Annotated in this window: 17 protein-coding genes; all 17 read left to right on the forward strand. The window is 31.5% G+C overall.

Going from position 1 to position 18,362, the window contains the following annotated elements; all coding sequences use genetic code 11:
• The first annotated feature begins 11 nt into the window (after positions 1-11).
• The 17 genes from FEF17_RS05275 to FEF17_RS05355 all read left to right on the forward strand — a co-directional run bounded on the left by FEF17_RS05275 (position 12) and on the right by FEF17_RS05355 (position 18,228).
• Complete coding sequence (locus tag FEF17_RS05275; protein WP_139001303.1) at positions 12-881, forward strand: M23 family metallopeptidase; 870 nt, start codon at positions 12-14, stop codon at positions 879-881.
• The gene (locus tag FEF17_RS05280; RefSeq protein ID WP_139001304.1) at positions 882-2,384 is read left to right on the forward strand and encodes a GH3 auxin-responsive promoter family protein; all 1,503 of its coding nucleotides are present in this window, start codon (positions 882-884) and stop codon (positions 2,382-2,384) included.
• Between the two features lie 28 nt (positions 2,385-2,412).
• Entirely contained in the window at positions 2,413-4,101 is a 1,689-nt protein-coding gene (locus FEF17_RS05285) for a DUF6909 family protein (RefSeq protein ID WP_139001305.1), read from the forward strand.
• A 9-nt stretch (positions 4,102-4,110) separates the two neighbouring features.
• Positions 4,111-5,184, forward strand: coding sequence for a YveK family protein (locus FEF17_RS05290; RefSeq protein WP_139001306.1), 1,074 nt, complete (start codon positions 4,111-4,113; stop codon positions 5,182-5,184).
• Positions 5,185-5,188: 4 nt separating this feature from the next.
• Positions 5,189-6,232, forward strand: coding sequence for a dTDP-glucose 4,6-dehydratase (gene rfbB / locus FEF17_RS05295; protein ID WP_139001307.1), 1,044 nt, complete (start codon positions 5,189-5,191; stop codon positions 6,230-6,232).
• On the forward strand, positions 6,233-7,102 hold the full coding sequence (gene rfbA / locus FEF17_RS05300) for a glucose-1-phosphate thymidylyltransferase RfbA (RefSeq protein ID WP_139001308.1): 870 nt from the start codon (positions 6,233-6,235) through the stop codon (positions 7,100-7,102).
• The gene (rfbC, locus tag FEF17_RS05305) at positions 7,092-7,643 is read left to right on the forward strand and encodes a dTDP-4-dehydrorhamnose 3,5-epimerase (RefSeq protein ID WP_139001309.1); all 552 of its coding nucleotides are present in this window, start codon (positions 7,092-7,094) and stop codon (positions 7,641-7,643) included. Before rfbA ends, rfbC begins: the two co-directional genes overlap by 11 nt.
• Positions 7,633-8,415: a dTDP-4-dehydrorhamnose reductase gene (gene rfbD, locus FEF17_RS05310; RefSeq protein ID WP_139001310.1), complete on the forward strand. Its 783-nt coding sequence runs from the start codon at positions 7,633-7,635 to the stop codon at positions 8,413-8,415. Before rfbC ends, rfbD begins: the two co-directional genes overlap by 11 nt.
• Before the next feature lie 216 nt (positions 8,416-8,631).
• Entirely contained in the window at positions 8,632-9,201 is a 570-nt protein-coding gene (locus FEF17_RS05315; RefSeq protein ID WP_246046787.1) for a sugar transferase, read from the forward strand.
• 3 nt (positions 9,202-9,204) lie between these two features.
• Positions 9,205-10,341 carry a DegT/DnrJ/EryC1/StrS family aminotransferase gene (locus FEF17_RS05320; protein ID WP_139001311.1) on the forward strand — a complete coding sequence of 379 codons (1,137 nt, stop codon included), beginning with the start codon at positions 9,205-9,207 and terminating at the stop codon, positions 10,339-10,341.
• A 27-nt stretch (positions 10,342-10,368) separates the two neighbouring features.
• Entirely contained in the window at positions 10,369-11,364 is a 996-nt protein-coding gene (gene pseB / locus FEF17_RS05325; RefSeq protein WP_344736097.1) for a UDP-N-acetylglucosamine 4,6-dehydratase (inverting), read from the forward strand.
• A 111-nt stretch (positions 11,365-11,475) separates the two neighbouring features.
• Positions 11,476-12,594: a GDP-mannose 4,6-dehydratase gene (gene gmd / locus FEF17_RS05330; protein ID WP_139001313.1), complete on the forward strand. Its 1,119-nt coding sequence runs from the start codon at positions 11,476-11,478 to the stop codon at positions 12,592-12,594.
• A gap of 5 nt (positions 12,595-12,599) precedes the next feature.
• Positions 12,600-13,649, forward strand: coding sequence for a GDP-L-fucose synthase family protein (locus tag FEF17_RS05335; protein ID WP_139001314.1), 1,050 nt, complete (start codon positions 12,600-12,602; stop codon positions 13,647-13,649).
• 5 nt (positions 13,650-13,654) lie between these two features.
• Positions 13,655-15,019 carry a lipopolysaccharide biosynthesis protein gene (locus tag FEF17_RS05340; protein WP_170180969.1) on the forward strand — a complete coding sequence of 455 codons (1,365 nt, stop codon included), beginning with the start codon at positions 13,655-13,657 and terminating at the stop codon, positions 15,017-15,019.
• A 224-nt stretch (positions 15,020-15,243) separates the two neighbouring features.
• Positions 15,244-16,278 carry a hypothetical protein gene (locus FEF17_RS05345; RefSeq protein ID WP_139001316.1) on the forward strand — a complete coding sequence of 345 codons (1,035 nt, stop codon included), beginning with the start codon at positions 15,244-15,246 and terminating at the stop codon, positions 16,276-16,278.
• Positions 16,275-17,042: a glycosyltransferase family 2 protein gene (locus tag FEF17_RS05350; RefSeq protein WP_139001317.1), complete on the forward strand. Its 768-nt coding sequence runs from the start codon at positions 16,275-16,277 to the stop codon at positions 17,040-17,042. Before FEF17_RS05345 ends, FEF17_RS05350 begins: the two co-directional genes overlap by 4 nt.
• A gap of 49 nt (positions 17,043-17,091) precedes the next feature.
• Positions 17,092-18,228 (forward strand): hypothetical protein, encoded by a 1,137-nt coding sequence (locus FEF17_RS05355; RefSeq protein WP_139001318.1) that lies wholly within the window; start codon positions 17,092-17,094, stop codon positions 18,226-18,228.
• The last annotated feature ends 134 nt before the right edge of the window (positions 18,229-18,362 follow it).

The raw sequence follows: 18,362 nt of genomic DNA on the forward strand, positions 1-18,362 counted from the left end.
TTTGTTTTAGTATGAGTAAAAATAATAAGGGGTCAAGAAAACTGAGAAATAAACTACTCGACAAGTATCGATTGGTTATTTTAAATGAGGATACTTTTGAAGAGCGAATAGCTTTTAAACTCACTAGGCTTAACGTATTTGTTTTTGGTTCGGCAGCAATTATTTTACTAATTTTAATTACGTACTTTATAATTGCGTTCACATCATTAAGAGAGTATATTCCTGGATATTCATCTACCGCTTTAAAAAAGCAAGCTACCGAATTAAACTATAAAACCGATTCGTTACAACGAGTTCTTGCATTGAATGAGCGTTATTATGCCTCAATTAAAAAAGTGCTGCAAGGCGATGTTAGTGCTTTGGATATTAATAAAGATTCTATTATAGAGGCGACTAAACTTGAGGCTAGCGAGGTAGATTTAACACCAATAATTGAAGATTCTCTTCTTAGGGAAAAAGTTGATAAAGAAGATAAATATAACTTGTTTGAATCAGCCATTTCCGCAACAAATTTTGTTTTATTTCCCCCTGTAAACGGAACAATAAGTGAACCTTATAATCTAGAGGAAAAACATTACGCTGTAGATATTGTGGTCGCAAAAGACACACCCGTAAAAGCAACGGCAGATGGCACTGTTATTTTTGCAGAATGGACAGCTAGTACCGGCAATGTTATTATTATAGAACATAGTTATGGGTTAATTTCGGTTTATAAGCATAATGCGGCACTCATTAAATCACAAGGTGATTTGGTTAAAGCAGGAGAAGTTATTGCTACCGCTGGAAATTCCGGAGAATTATCAACTGGCCCTCATTTACATTTTGAATTATGGAATGATGGTTACCCAATCAATCCTTCAAATTTCATAGATTTTGAATAAATGATATCATTAAAATCAGCACTCGCGAAACCATTCGCCAGAAGAGTATATAATAAGATTCAAAAGTGGGCGACAAAGCCTATTGAAACCCAAGAAAAAGTGTTTCAAGAATTAATTGCTCAAGCTTCTCGAACAAAGTTTGGAATTGACCACAATTTTAAAAATATTACATCTCATGAGGATTTTATCCAAAATGTACCCATTAGAGATTATGAAGCATTAAAACCTTATGTTGAAAGAGTAGTTGCTGGAGAAGAAAACATACTTTGGAAAGGCAAACCTATTTATTTTGCTAAAACATCAGGAACGACTTCAGGTTCAAAGTTTATTCCTATTACAAAAGAGAGCATGCCAAGTCATGTTGAAGCGGCAAGAAACGCCATACTACTTTACATTAATGAAACAGGGAAGAGCAAGTTCGTTGATGGAAAAATGATTTTTTTACAAGGAAGCCCAATTCTAAAAGAACAAAACGGGGTGCAACTAGGAAGGCTGTCAGGTATTGTTGCTCATTATGTTCCCAAATACCTTCAAAAAAACAGATTACCATCTTGGAAAACTAACTGCATTGAGGATTGGGAAACCAAAGTAGATGCTATAGTTGAAGAGACCTTACCCGAAAACATGACAATAATATCTGGAATTCCATCTTGGGTTCAAATGTATTTCGAAAGACTTCAAGAAAGAACTGGAAAGAAAGTTGGAGAGGTATTTAAAAACTTTAATCTGTTCATTTTTGGAGGCGTTAATTACGAACCTTATCGAGCAAAATTTGAAAGCTTAATTGGGCGACAAGTTGATAGTATAGAGCTGTACCCAGCAAGCGAAGGTTTTTTCGCTTTTCAAGATAAACAGAATGGAAGAGGTATGTTGCTTCAATTAAACTCAGGCATCTTTTATGAGTTTATAAAAGCAGATGAGTTTTTTAATGAAAACCCAAACCGTATTACAATTAAAGATGTAGAAGTAGGTGTTAATTATGTTATGATTATATCAACTAATGCAGGTCTATGGGCATATAATATTGGAGATACAGTTCAGTTTACTTCTCTTAACCCATATAGAGTGATTGTTTCTGGACGTATAAAACATTTTATTTCGGCGTTTGGAGAGCATGTAATTGGAAAGGAAGTGGAACAAGCTATGGAAGAAGCAACAAAGGATACAAATGTTCAAATTTCGGAATTCACGGTGGCACCTCAAATTAATACAGAAAAGGAACTCCCTTACCATGAATGGTTTATAGAGTTTGATAAAGAACCAGAAGACATTTCAAAATTGGCTGAAGACCTTGATCAATCTCTTCAAAATCAGAACACGTATTACTTCGATTTGATTCAGGGAAAAGTTTTACAGCCACTTAAAATCACAAAAGTGCCAAGAGAAGGATTTCAAAATTATATGAAATCTGTGGGCAAACTAGGTGGGCAAAATAAAATCCCAAGGCTATCAAATGATAGAAAGATTGCAGATGCTATTTGGAACATGATTTCTGTTAAATAATAGTATCTTTGCCGCGATTAACAAACTTATGAGTAGAAAAAAGAACCATGAAAGAACAAGAGCTCAAGAGAGTTCGAATGCTATTGAACGGATGTATATTACTATGCGACATTTGTTTAATAGAGGGTTTTATAAACCTATGGGGATTTCAGGTGAAACACTTCGTCAAGCCTTACTACTTTTAAAGCCTGAAATATATGGTTCTATTGGTGAAGAAAAGGCCGAATTGGAGGGTCTTTTGTATGTTATGGACAGACTCCCAGTAGGTATTGAAGAATGCCGATTTATAAACCTTACCAGTGATGAAGGGTATGCTAACTCTCATTTCAAGCCAATAATTCCAGAAAAAAGAAGGCGCAACTGCTATAGAATTGACGATGAGCAGATGAATATTGAGATAACTCGAGGGCGTTCTGAAATCTATGATATATTAACACATTTAACCTTTCTTTTTATTGAATCTCATAAAATCAGCAAAAGGGTAGTAATCAATGAGGATGGTACAACTACGCGAGATTGGATTAAACTAGAGAAAGCTGTTTTATCTAAAAAGAAACTAACTAAGGAAGAAAGAGAAGTAGCTATTACGCATACCGCTTATATATTAGGAAGAACTTTTAACGAGTTAAGAAATATATATGAAGCGTTTTCCACACCTTCACAGCCAGAGCGATTGTTACATATTGTTTACTGGTTAGGTAAACTAGCTATTGATGAGCAGGTTAATAATAATAAGAGAACAGTAACGTTTAGCCCTGTTTTAAGAGAGCGAATTGGACACCATATACACGGTGAAATTTGGGCGGATAACATAAAAGATGTTCTAGCTAAAAATCAACTTTTAGAGCGAGAGATTCATATTATTAGCGCGAATATGCATAGCGTAATGAATACCCTTTTTGCTCCAATAGCTTTGAAGACATTATTTTCTAAAAAAGATATTTTCGAGGTTTACGAAGCGCTGAGCAAAAAAGAAAACAATAAACTCCGAAATAAAGTCACTCAAGAAGCGTTGAAAAACGGAATGATTTATATAAAAGACACCTCAGGAACTAACATCGATGTTCAAGTTTTTGATAGTTCATTATTAGAGGTTTCAAAAACAGATATAAATATAAATGAAACTAATTTAAAGTCGAAAAAACCGCTTATATTAGTCATGGATTATGCCTTTGGAGAGCAAGCTTATGAAACAATTGATGAATTACTGAAGCCATATAAAATAAAAGGGAAGAAAATTCATTTGAATGTTGAATCTTTATCTATAATGGGAAAAGCAGGTATTTTAGAAGGCTGTAAAGGCGATATTATGATACCTTCTGCACATATTTTTGAAGGAACAGCAGATAATTATCCGTTTAAAAATGAACTGACTAAAGAAGATGTTGAATGTCAAGGGGTGAGTATATATGAAGGATCTATGATAACGGTTCTGGGAACCTCGTTACAGAATAAAGACATTTTAAAGTTTTTTCATAATTCCACATGGAACGTTATTGGTTTAGAAATGGAAGGAGCGCATTATCAAAAAGCGATTCAAGCAGCTTCAAAAGTTAGAGGTAATATTAACCCAAATGTAGAAGTAAGATACGCGTATTATGCAAGCGATAACCCATTAGAAACTGGAAGTACTTTGGCCTCGGGGGGTTTAGGAACCTCTGGTGTAAGACCAACATATGTAATAACAAGAAAGATATTAGAACAAATATTTAATTAATAAAAAATTATGAGTAAAGATTTGCCACAACCACAGCAATCTGAAGAAGTAGATTTAGGCCAATTATTTAAATTAATTGGCAATGCATTTGATAGACTTTTTAAGTTTATAGGGAGTATTTTCAATAAACTTTTTTTAGCCTTTGTTTGGGGTGTTTTTTTTGTGAAAAGGCACCTTTTAAAAATAGTAATTGCAGGTATCATTGGTGTTGTTTTAGGTCTTGTAAAGGAAAAAACATCTGCTCCGTTTTATAGTTCTTCTGCCATTATTAAGCAAAACTATAATTCTGGAGAAGTACTTTATGAAGCAGTTAATTACTATAATAAACTTGTTACAGAAGGTGATACTATTACTTTATCTAATGATTTGAATATTGATCCATCTAAAGCATCATCAATTAAATCTTTTTCTATTGAAGCGGTTACAAATGATAATGAAAGAATAAAGAGCTATGATGCTTATATTAAAAATTTAGATTCAGTTGTGGCTTCAACCATAACATATGACAATTATTTAGATTTTTCTCAGGAGTTTGATATACCATTTCAGAAATTAGATTTACAATCTTACATCAATGAATCTTTTGAAGAGGTTATTTCGAGTGTAGTAAATAAAATTAAAACATCTCCTTATTTTTTAAGTATTCAAACAAGGGATTTAAACGAGTTAAACAGACGAGAAAGTACGCTCAAGCAGACACTTGTGAAATCTGACTCTTTGCAAGCGGTTTACCAAGAGGTTTTAAAGAAATCAGCTGACGCTAAAAGCGGAGGCCAAACCAGTATCACCATAGACAATACTGAAGATAAAAGTGTTACTAAAGAGTTTGAATTATATCAAAATGATCTAGTATTAAGAAGAGAATTGGTTGAAATTGAGCGAGAAAAAGAAGAAAAAGAAAATATTATAGAAATTGTATCGACGAAAAAAGGTCGTGGTACAGTTCAAGACACATCGGATGTTTTTGGATTTGAGTTAAGCAGACCTATTGTGTATGCATTATTATTATCTATATTAACTTTTGTTTTGTTGTTAGCAAGAGACTTTTTAAAGTTTTTAGAGCGTTTTAAAGAAAAAGCATAAATCAATGAACATTCTAATAACAGGCGGTGCTGGGTTTATTGGCTCTCATGTTGTACGCTTATTTGTGAACAAATACCGAGATTATGCTATATATAATTTGGACTGTCTAACCTATGCAGGCAACTTAGAAAACTTAAAAGATTTAGAAAGCAACCCTAATTATACGTTTCTTAAGGAAGATATTACAGATGCTTTAGCAATTAACACCATTTTTAAAGAGTATAAATTCGATAAGGTAATACATCTTGCAGCAGAATCTCATGTAGATAGATCTATAGCAGATCCATTAGCTTTTGTCAAAACGAATATAATTGGGACAATAAACTTACTGAATGCTTTTAAGCAATGTCATAAAAACAACTTTCAAAACAAGTTGTTTTATCATATTAGTACAGATGAGGTTTATGGCAGTTTAGGAGAGTTTGGACTTTTCAATGAAACGACATCATACGACCCAAATTCGCCTTACTCAGCATCTAAAGCAAGCTCAGATCATTTTGTTAGAGCTTATGGCGAAACCTATAGATTGCCTTATATCATCTCGAATTGTTCGAACAATTATGGACCTAATCAATTTCCTGAAAAACTAATTCCCTTGTTTATAAATAATATTGTGAACAATAAACCCTTGCCAGTTTATGGAGATGGTAATTACACAAGAGATTGGCTATATGTTGAAGACCATGCAAATGCTATAGATCTGATTTTTCATAAAGGGACTATTAAAGAAACTTATAATATTGGAGGCTTTAATGAATGGAAGAATATAGATTTGGTTAAAGTACTTTGCAGACAGATGGATGATAAATTAGGGCGTGCTGATGGCACCTCTGAAAAATTAATCACCTATGTTAAGGATAGGCCTGGACATGACAAAAGATATGCTATAGATGCCTCTAAAATTAAAGAAGAACTAGGTTGGAAACCTTCATTGGTTTTTGAGGAAGGTTTATCTAAAACTATTGATTGGTATTTGAATAATAAAGTTTGGTTAGACAATGTTACAAGTAGAGCATATCAGTCGTATTATGAAAAACAATATAGTTAGATGAAAGGAATTATATTAGCAGGAGGATCGGGAACAAGGCTACACCCACTTACAAAAGTGGTTAGTAAACAACTGATGCCTATCTACGATAAACCGATGATTTACTATCCGCTTACTACATTAATGTCGGCTGGAATTCAAGAAATATTAGTTATTTCTACCTCAAAAGACACACCCTTATTTAAAAAACTATTGGGAGATGGTAGTGAATATGGATGCAGGTTTGAGTATGCAGTTCAAGAGCATCCAAATGGTTTAGCTGAAGCTTTTATTATTGGAGAACGCTTTGTTGGGTCTGATACGGTAGCCCTTATTTTAGGGGATAATATTTTTTATGGCTCTGGGTTACAACAAATATTAAAATCTAATGTTAATCCTGAAGGAGGAATAATTTACGCTTATCACGTGCATGATCCGCAACGTTATGGTGTTGTGGAGTTCGATAAAAACAACAAAGTAATTTCAATAGAAGAGAAACCGTCGAAACCAAAATCGAACTATGCAGTTCCTGGCATTTATTTTTATGATAATAACGTTGTAGAAATTGCTAAAAACATCAAGCCAAGTAGTCGGGGAGAATTGGAGATTACAGACGTTAACAAGGAATACTTAAAATCAGGAAAGTTGAACGTTCAAATTTTAGACAAAGGAACGGCTTGGTTGGATACGGGTACGTTTACATCTCTTATGCAAGCCAGTCAATTTGTTCAAGTTATTGAGGAGCGTCAAGGTCAAAAAATTGGCTGTATAGAAGAAATGGCTTATAAAATGGGTTATATTGATAAGAATCAATTGCAAGAATTGGCTCAGCCGTTGCTTAAAAGCGGTTATGGAGAGTATCTTCAAAATTTATTGAGTTATGAAGATTAAAGAAACACCTTTAAGTGGATGTTTTGTTCTATCTCCAAATGTTTTTGAGGACGAAAGAGGCTACTTTTATGAAAGCTTTAATGAAAGGGTTTTTGGATCAAAAACGGGATTGTCTATAAGATTCGTTCAAGACAACCAATCAAAATCATCGAGAGGTGTTTTAAGAGGGTTACACTTTCAAAAAGGAGTATTCGCTCAAGCTAAACTGGTTAGAGTTGTTAAAGGAAAAGTATTAGATGTTTGTGTAGATTTAAGAAAAGAATCTAGAACTTTTGGAGAAAGCTTTTCTGTTATTTTAGACAGTATAAATCATGAACAATTTTATGTGCCCCGAGGATTTGCCCATGGATTTTTAGTTCTAGAAGATGACACTATTTTTTCATATAAATGTGATAATTTTTACAATAAAGAATCAGAATCGGGAATTATTTATAATGATAAAGAATTAAACATAGACTGGATTTTTCCTAAAGAAGAAATGATTATTTCTGAAAAAGATTCAATGCTTCCTACATTTAAAGATTTACTTGATGAATTTTAAGGTTTTAGTAACAGGAGCTAATGGGCAATTAGGTGAAACAATTAAAGATCTTTACGCTATTCATCCACTTAAGATTGATTTTGTTTTTGTTTCGAAAAAAGACTTAGATATAACTAGTAAACTTCAATTAGAAGAATACTTCCATCAAAATAAATTTCATTTTTGCGTTAATTGTGCTGCTTATACCAATGTTGAGCAAGCACAAAAAACTCCAGAAGAGGCTTTTAAAATTAATGCAGAAGGAGTTAAAAATTTAGCTCTTGAATGTAAAAAACATGAAATTGTATTAATTCATATTTCTACAGATTACGTTTTTGATGGAAAAAAAAGTGAGCCTTATAAAGTGGATGATATTCCAAATCCAATAAATGAATATGGAAAATCCAAATTGGCTGGTGAAGAATATATTAAAAGTTATTTAGATGAATACTTTATTATTAGAACCTCTTGGTTATATAGCAAGAAGTTTGGCAATAATTTTTACAAATTTATAGTTGAGAAAGCTAATCAAGGTTTAGACTTATCAATAACTACCGATCAGACAGGTTGTCCTACAGATACAGAAGACTTATCAAAGTACATTACAAGCTTTATTGTAGAAGGAAATAAACCATTTGGAGTTTATCATTTTTGTAATTCAGAACCAAAAACATGGTATAGATTCGCAAAAGATATTTTAAAAGAAAACGGATTGTTTGGTATAATAGAAATCAAGCCAGTTAACACATATAAATCTATTGCTAAACGTCCACATTATAGCGTTTTAGGTTAATCTTTAAGTGATAATATTGGTTATTTTTTACTTTTGAATTCTATTAACGTTAAGGCTAATAATCGTTCTGCAATCGGACTTTGATTACTTTGATCTGCCTTTGGTAATTGAATTTGTTGGTGATAAAAAATGAACATTATATTTTGTTAAAAGTTTTTTACAAGTTGGAATTATAGCCGATTGACTTTAATAGATTATGGTTTAAAAAATAATTGATTGAAAAAAAGAGATATAATTTTTAAAAGAATATTTGATTTTTGTTTTTCTCTTATTGGATTGACTTTTTTAGGTCCTTTTATTCTGATTTTGATTATAATTTCATTTTTTGACACGAAACAAAAGGGAATTTTTACGCAAAAAAGAGTTGGGCAAAACGGAAAGCTTTTTAGCATATATAAAATAACGACACTAAAAGAATTTAGTAATGGATTAAAAGGTTCAACTGAGATAGGTCAGTTTTTAAGAGGGACAAAACTCGATGAATTACCTCAGCTTTTTAATGTGCTAAAAGGGGATATGAGTTTCGTCGGACCTAGACCAGATGTTGAAGGTTATGCCGATAAATTAATTGGAGATGATAGAATTATTCTAACATTAAAACCAGGAATAACGGGACTGGCTACCATTCATTTTAAAAATGAAGAGCAAATTCTTGATGCTCAAGATAATCCTGACAACTATAATAAAAACGTAATTTGGCCAAAAAAAGTTCAATTAAATAAGAAGTACCTTAGCGACTACAGTTTTTTTTTAGATTTAAAAATTATTCTAAAAACTGTTTTTTAGAACATGAAACGCGTAATAAGATTATCTGCGCCTCACATGGGTGGGGAGGAATTAAAGTATATAAATGAAGCCTTTCAAACAAATTGGATTGCTCCGGCTGGAGATAACATCACATATTTTGAAAAGAGCTTAGAAGACTATTTGTCTCAAAATGTGAAAGTAGCGGCTTTATCATCTGGAACTGCCGCCATTCATTTAGCCCTAATTTTAGCTGGTGTAGAAAAAGGAGATGAAGTGTTGTGTCAAAGCTTAACTTTTGCAGGTACAGCTTTTCCAATCTTATACCAAGGAGCATTACCTATATTTATTGATAGTGAGAAAGACACTTGGAATATGAGTCCTTATTATCTTGAAAAAGCGATTAAAGATAGATTAAAGAAAGGGAAAAGACCAAAAGCCATAATTGTGGTCCATATTTTTGGCATGCCAGCGAAAATGGATGAATTGGCAAGTATTTCAAAAAAGTTTCATATTCCCATAATTGAGGACGCAGCAGAGGCATTAGGTTCTGAATATAAAGGAATGAAATGTGGAACAATTGCTGATTATGGGATATTATCTTTCAATGGAAATAAAATCATTACTACCTCGGGAGGAGGAGCTTTAATCACAAAAAAGTATAGTTTAAAAGAAAAGGCAATATTCTTAGCAACCCAATCAAAAGATGAAACTTTGTACTTTCAGCATAGTAATGTTGGATATAATTATCGATTGAGCAATATTTCGGCTGGAATAGGCAGAGGCCAAATGGAGGTATTGAGCTCTCATGTTGATAAAAGAAGAGAGAATAATAAGTTTTACAGAGAATTATTTAAACCTTACGACTTTATTAATGTTTTTAGTGAATACATTTCAAATATAAAATCGAATCATTGGTTAACGTGTATCTCATTATCTGAAAATAAAGGCAAAAAAACTGTAAGTGGGTTACTGAATTGTTTAAATAATAATCAAATTGAATCAAGATTCATTTGGAAACCTATGCATTTGCAACCCGTGTTTAAAGAAGCCGTCTATTACGGTGAAGATTTAGCTGAATCGCTTTTTAATAGTAGTTTATGTTTGCCTTCTGGGTCTAATCTCAATCAAGAGAATAAAGAAAGAATTATCGAAGTTGTATTAAATTATTTAGATGCTTAGTTTTGAATATTAAATCAGACTTACATTTTGGAATATAAAGGGAAGAATATATTGATTACTGGTGGTACGGGATCTTTGGGAAGAGGATTGACGAAGCATATTATAAACCATCATCAAGATATAAATAGTTTGTTAATTTTTTCTCGAGATGAGCGGAAACATGCTCAAATGGTTCAAGATTTTCCCAAAAGCGAGTTCCCACAAATTAAATTTATTATTGGAGATGTTCGCGATAAAGAAAGACTAATCAGAGTTTTTCATGGAATTGATTATGTTATCCATACGGCCGCTATGAAAGATGTACATACCGCTGAGGATAACCCAGATGAATGTATTAAAACAAATATTGGTGGCGCTCAAAATGTTATAGAGGCTTGTTTGCAAAACAATGTCCAGCGTGTAGTTACTTTATCAACAGATAAAGCGTGTGCTCCAAATAGCTTATATGGAGCAACAAAGTTGGCTTCAGACAAGCTGTTTATAGCTGCGAATAATATTAGACTAAACAATCCTACAAAGTTTTCGGTGGTACGCTATGGAAATATAATGGGATCCAGCGGATCTGTTATACCTTTTTTTTTAAAAAAGAAAAAAGATGATGGGGTGTTGCCTATTACTGACCCTAATATGACACGTTTTAGCATTTCAATTAGTGATGGTGTGAAAATGGTGATTTATGCATTAGAAAACGCTTGGGGAGGCGAGATTTTAATCCCGAAATCAACATCGTATAGAATAATGGATGTTGCAAATGCTATTGGCCCGAATTGCGATAAACCTATCATTGGAATAAGACCAGGTGAAAAGATTCATGAAGAAATGATTTCTTCTTCCGATTCCTTTTATACCTACGATTTAGGAACACACTTTAGTATTCTTCCACCACAACCGCTATGGGATTTAGAAGATTATATAAAAACGTTTAATGCGAAAAAAGTAATAAAAGGATTTAGGTATGATTCAGGAAATAATGATAAATGGGAAACAATTGATAGTTTAAAATTGTTAATTAACGTTGATTAAAAAAGGTGTGAACAAAGAATAAACTTTTCACTTGTTAAGCCTAACAAAAACCTTACTTTTGCAAGAATATAAACTGTTTCTTTCAAAAGAAACAAAAGTATTTATTTAGACATGCAAAAAAAAACAGCACTAATCACAGGTGTTACTGGACAAGATGGGGCTTATTTAAGTGAATTTCTTTTAAAAAAAGGGTATGAAGTTCATGGTGTAAAAAGACGTTCTTCATTATTTAACACTGATAGGATAGATCATTTGTATCAAGACCCTCATGTTGATAATCAGAACTTTTATTTACACTACGGAGATTTAACAGATAGTACCAATCTAACAAGAATTATACAAGAGGTACAGCCAGACGAAATTTACAATTTGGCAGCCATGAGCCATGTGCACGTGTCTTTTGAAATGCCGGAGTACACGGCAAATGCAGACGGTATTGGCACATTGAGGCTGTTAGAAGCACTAAGATTGTTAGGGTTAGAAAAGAAAACTAGGATATATCAGGCTTCAACATCCGAATTATATGGTAAAGTTCAAGAAGTGCCTCAAACTGAAACAACACCGTTCTATCCAAGGAGTCCTTATGCTGTCGCTAAAATGTATGCTTATTGGATAACAGTAAACTATAGAGAAGCATATGGTATGTTTGCCTGTAATGGAATCTTATTTAATCATGAGTCTCCAATACGGGGAGAGACTTTTGTGACTAGAAAAATTACGCGTGCAACCTCTAAAATTGCATTAGGATTACAAGAAAAAATTTATTTAGGAAATCTAGATGCCCAGAGAGATTGGGGCCATGCTAAAGATTATATTAGAATGATGTGGATGATACTTCAGGCAGATGAACCTGAGGATTGGGTTATTGCAACTAATAAAACAACTACAGTAAGAGATTTTGTGAAAATGTGTTTTGCGCATATTGGTGTAGAATTGGAGTTTAAGGGAGAAGAAGAAGAGGAAAAAGGCTATGTAAAAAGCTGTAACAATCCTAAATATCAATTAGAAATTGGGAAAGAGGTTATTGCAGTTGACCCTAAATACTATAGACCAACTGAAGTGGAATTGCTTATTGGTGATGCCACTAAAGCTAAAGAAAAATTAGGATGGACCCCTAAATATGATTTACAAGGTTTAGTTGACGATATGATGACCAGTGATTTAAAGTTGATGGAGAAAGATCAATTTTTAAAAGATGGAGGCTATAAAATCATGAATTACTTCGAATAGTTTGTATGAATAAAAATTCTAAAATCTATGTTGCAGGGCATAGAGGTTTGGTAGGTAGTGCTATATTAGAAAATCTTAAAAATAAAGGGTACTCTAATATTATTACCCGAACTCACAAAGAACTTGATTTAACAAATCAAATAGATGTATCTAATTTTTTTTCCAAAGAAAAACCTGAGTATGTTTTTTTGGCAGCAGCCAAAGTGGGGGGGATAGTTGCTAATAACGCGTATCGAGCAGATTTTATCTATGAGAATATGATGATTCAAAATAATGTGATTCATCAAAGCTATATTAATAATGTCAAAAAACTATTGTTTTTAGGAAGCACCTGTATATATCCAAAAAATGCTCTTCAGCCAATGAAAGAAGAGTATTTATTAACGGGCACTTTGGAATATACTAATGAGCCTTATGCCATAGCTAAAATAGCTGGGATTAAAATGTGTGAAAGCTACAATTTACAATATGGGACTAATTTTATTTCGGTTATGCCAACAAATTTGTATGGGCCAAACGATAATTTTGATTTAGAAAAATCTCATGTACTTCCAGCTTTGATAAGAAAGATTCATTTGGCTAAACTTTTATCCGAATCTAGATTTGAAGATGTTTTAATTGATTTAGGTGTTAGTAGTATAGAGGAAGCCAAAGAATATTTGTTAGGTTTTGGTGTTACAGAAAACAGTGTTGAGATATGGGGTACTGGTAAACCACGAAGAGAATTTTTGTGGTCTCAGGATATGGCAGATGCTTGTGTCTATATTATGGAGAAAAGAGACTTTAACGATACCTATAATGTTGGAACAGAAGAAATAAGGAACACTCATATCAATATAGGAACTGGAGAAGATGTTTCCATTAAAGAATTAGCGGAAAAGATTAAGGAAGCTGTTGGGTTTAAAGGTAATTTAGTTTTTAATAGAGATAAACCAGATGGCACTATGCGAAAATTAACAGATATTACTAAATTAAATAGTTTGGGTTGGAGGCATAAGGTTGAATTCCAGGAAGGCGTTCAAAAAATGTACCAATGGTATTTAAATAAAAACTAAAAATATTGAAGTTCCATATTCTTGAGATATTCGAAAAGTTAGGAATAAAAAGTAATCGAACGGCAAATATAGTTAAACATGTTTTCGTCTCATTTTTTTATAAAGGGGGGGCGGTCATAGCGAATTTTCTGCTAGTTCCATTATTAATTGGTTTTTTGGATAATGAGAATTATGGAATTTGGCTAACATTAAGTTCAGTTATTGGTTGGTTTACTTTTTTTGATATTGGACTTGGAAATGGTTTAAGAAACAGATTAACAGAGGCATTAACAGTTGGAGATTTTAGGTTGGCAAGAGCCTATGTGAGCAGTGCTTACTTTACTATTTTAGCCATTAGTTTGTTTCTATTCTTGTTTTTCTTACTAATTAACAATTTCATTGATTGGACTCTAGTTTTTAATACTAGTTCAGGCTTACAAGTCGAATTAAGTATTCTAATGCCTATTGTGACTGGGTGTTTTTGTTTGCAATTAGTCGTTAAATTAATTGGAAATATATATTTAGCTAGCCAAAACCATTCTATACAAGTAAAAATCCATTTTTTTACACAAATACTTTCTTTAATAATAATATGGATTCTTATTAAAACAACAACAAGTTCTCTATTAATTTTTGGAGCTATATTCTCTATAATACCTGTATTAGTATTATTAGGTTTAAATATCATTGGGTTTTCTAAAAAATATATTGAGTTAAGACCTACTTTTTCTTTGTGGAGATATAAGTATTTAAAGGATATTATGGGTATAGGATTTGAGTTTTTTATAATTCAAATATCTGGTATTATGTTATTTGCTACAGATAATTTTATAATAAGTAATTTATTTAGTCCAGAGGAGGTTGTGCCATACAATGTTGCCTTTAAATATTTTTCTATCCCAACAATGATTTTTACCATTATTTTAACCCCTTATTGGTCATCATTTACAGAGGCATATGTAAAAGAAGACTTTCAATGGATAAAAAAATCAATAAAAAGTATTTTGAAATTATGGTGTTTGATTCCTATATTATTGATTATTATGTTAACTATTTCAGATTGGTTTTACAAAATTTGGATTGGTGAAAAAGTTATGATTTCATTTGTTTTGTCTAGTTCAATGGCAATTTATGTTTTGCTGTTTACATTTAAGAGTGTTTTCAATTTTTTTATTAATGGAGTTGGTAAAATTAGAGTACAAATGATCGTTGGTGTAATTTCATTAATAATTAATATACCATTAAGTATTTTGTTTGCAAAATATCTTGATTTTGGTTTATCAGGAGTAATTTTAGCCACCACTGTTTCAGTTGCAATGTCTGCAATATTAGGTCCATTACAATACTATAAAATAATTAATTTTAAAGCATCTGGCATTTGGAATCGATAGAAAATAAATCTCATATTTTGACAAATAAAATTATTATTAGAGATTTTAACTTACTTAAAGTTGGACTTTATTGCAATGTCATATATGTGTTTCTAAAAATCTTGCTTAAGCCAGATGGTATTAACCTAAGTAAAATAATAATAACCAGTTTTTTATTTTTATCCTCAATTAGTTTTGCTTTAGTAATTAATAAAAACCATTTTAGGCTAAAAAGCATACCATTCTTGGAGAAGTTTATATTCACATTATTATTAATATACTCTTTAATTACAATTGCGCGAAGCTTCTCTCTTTCTTTACAGGATTGGGTTACTAATTTTGGCAATGTTTATATGGCGTTGGCCTGGTTGACACCTACTTTGCTTATTGTAGGTCTAAAGATAGAAAATTGGAAGCAAGTTTATAAAGCAATTAATTTCATGTTTTTATTAATGATTATTGCTTTTATATTTTATTTAACTGGTTTTCAATACCCTGATGAAGAATGGACTTGGCTTTTGAGACCTATAAATTTTATTCTTCTAACCGTTTTCTATAAGTACAAAATTTTAAGAAGAATAAAGGTTATTTTTCTTATTACAATATACTTTTATATTGCTGTTTATACTAAATTTAGGTTTGAGTTCCTTTATACAGGAATGGTAATAGGTTTTTTGGCAATTGATAAATTGTTAAATATTAAATTAAAAAGAACCTTTTTAAAATATGTAATAACAGTATTTATTCTAGTTATGGTTTATATATTTACTGCTGGGTACCAATCTTTATCTAATTTGATAGCTTCATTTGTTGAATATCAGGACTCAAGAACTTTTTTATTTACAGAGTTATTTGCCGATTTAAACAAATCTGAAGTTATATTTGGCAGAGGCTCTTTAGGAACATATTATAGTGATTTTTTTGAAAGAACCAATCGGTGGTACAGAATATTAGGCAATAAAGGCTGGCGCGGTGATAATGTTATTCGCATAACGACCGAAGTCGGTTACCTGCAAATGATATTAAAGGGAGGATTTGCAATGTTGGTTTTGTATACTTCATTAGGTCTTTATGCTGCATACTTGGCACTATTTAGGGCTAACAACAAATTTATTAGAAGGTTAGGGTTTTATATATTAATTATTTTGATATTAAGCATAATTTCTCTTAGACCCGCTTTTACTCCTACTTTTATTATCTTTTGGATAGCAATAGGAACTGTGTCAGTAAAAAAATACAGACAGATGTCCAATGAAGAAATTAATGAGCTAATTCAATGAAAAAATTCCCATTAATAAGTGTAATTACTGTTGTTTATAATGGAGAAAAATATTTACAACAAACTATAGATAGTGTTTATAATCAAACTTACAAGAATGTAGAGTATATAATTGTTGATGGTTTTTCTACAGATAGCACTTTGAATATAATAAAAAAGAATAAAGATAAAATCACGCATTGGATTAGTGAACCAGATAATGGTATTTATGACGCCATGAATAAAGGTGTTAGTATGGCAACAGGAGAATTAATAGGAATTATTAATAGCGATGATTGGTATGATATAAATATGGTTGAAACTGTAGTTAATGAATATTTACAACATCCTGAGAAAAGTATTTTTCATGGAGATAGGTATGATGTTCTGGAAAATGGGCATAAAGAGTTGATTAAATTTAACGCATCTGTTTTTAGGTTTAAATACTTTTGTATGACATACTCACATCCTTCAATGTTCATTACTAAAGAAGTTTACGAAAATGATAACTATAATACGAATCTAAAATTATATTCCGATTATCAATTTGTCCTGACACAATTTTTAAAATCCCCAAATCAGTTTCATTATATAAATAAAGCTTTAGTGTATTTTAGACTTGGAGGAGAAAGTAGCAATGAATCTTTTTTCAATGAGTTAAGAGAGTCATTTAGCGCTAGAAAAAACTCAAAAATGAGTTTGTTTGAGAGCGCTTTTGCATTTGTTCAGGTTTTAATTTTGAGACCAATAATAAATTTACTTAAAGTACTTAAAATTAAAAGTTAAGCAAGTTACGCGAAACACTTGTACATAATCTATTAATGAAACAATAAAAATGATAAAGCAAATATTTTTTATATCATTAGTCTCATTAGGAATAAGGTTAAATGCTCAAGAAATAAATTTACAAGATAAAAGGGTTAAAATAAATAATAAGCAAGTTTTAAGTGATCCTGAATTGTCTTTACCAAAAGAAGTTTATATAGTTGAGGGAAATAGACTGGAAATATTTAAACATTCAATAATTAATGCTATTAATCCAGAAAATTACTTTTTAAATGCAAAAGTAACAAAGGGTATTGCTAAAGGAGCATTTTATGATAGAGTTTTTATATATGATTGTAAAGCCGGGGACAGTGATATGGAGCTTGAGTTCACACTTATAAATGACCAAGGTTTTATAATAGATAAAAAACAAACTCTCATAAGACCTGTTACAAAAGCAAAAAGTCCAAGCTCTCAATTTAATATCTTATTAATAGGTGATAGTTTTTCTGCTAACATAACCTATCCTGAAGAGCTAGCCCGAAGACTTGTGGGTAGTGAAGGAATACCTAAAGCTGATAAGTTGAAAAATATTAATTTTATTGGAAGTGTTACAAATGGAATAGATGTTAATAGAGAGGCTTACGGAGGTAAAAGCTGGAATTTCTTTTTAGGAGAGGAATCTCCATTTTATAATGTTAGTACAGGACAGATAGATTTTGAAAATTATACTTCCAAAAACGGATATTCAAGTATTGATGCGGTAGTTATTATTTTAGGAACGAATAGTATTTCTAATAATGAGACTGTCTCATTATTTTTAAATAAGCTCATAGCCTTTAATCCTAAAATAAAGGGGCTTGTTACAGGCAAGATATTAGCTACACCTTTAGGAGGAGGGGGAATGGTTGGAATATCAAATCGACAAACTTTTTATGGCAGTTTTCCGAGTACCTTTATTTACAATAGACGGATGGAGAATTTGATTCAAACTTCCTTCTCTTCAAATTTTAAATTTGTAGATATACTACCTTCATTAGATATTATGCATAACATGCAGTTTTCGAATGTAGCTGCTAATTTTAGAAACCAGAAAACCTTAGTTAAACAAGGTTCAAATAATGTGCATCCGGCTAGTAGTGCGTATTTACAAATAGCAGATATAATTTATAACGCGTTGCATTATTATGTGTTAGATAAAAAATAATAAGTCTTTTTATTTATCTTATCTTGATAAAGCGAAATAAAATCATAATCATTAGTAAAATATATATAAACTAAAAAGTTAAAAAATAAATCATAAACAAGATGTAAATTATATTTACATTTAGAAATTAATTA

The organism is Hyunsoonleella aestuarii, assembly GCF_006148925.1.
In the GTDB taxonomy this organism is placed as follows: domain Bacteria; phylum Bacteroidota; class Bacteroidia; order Flavobacteriales; family Flavobacteriaceae; genus Algibacter_D; species Algibacter_D aestuarii.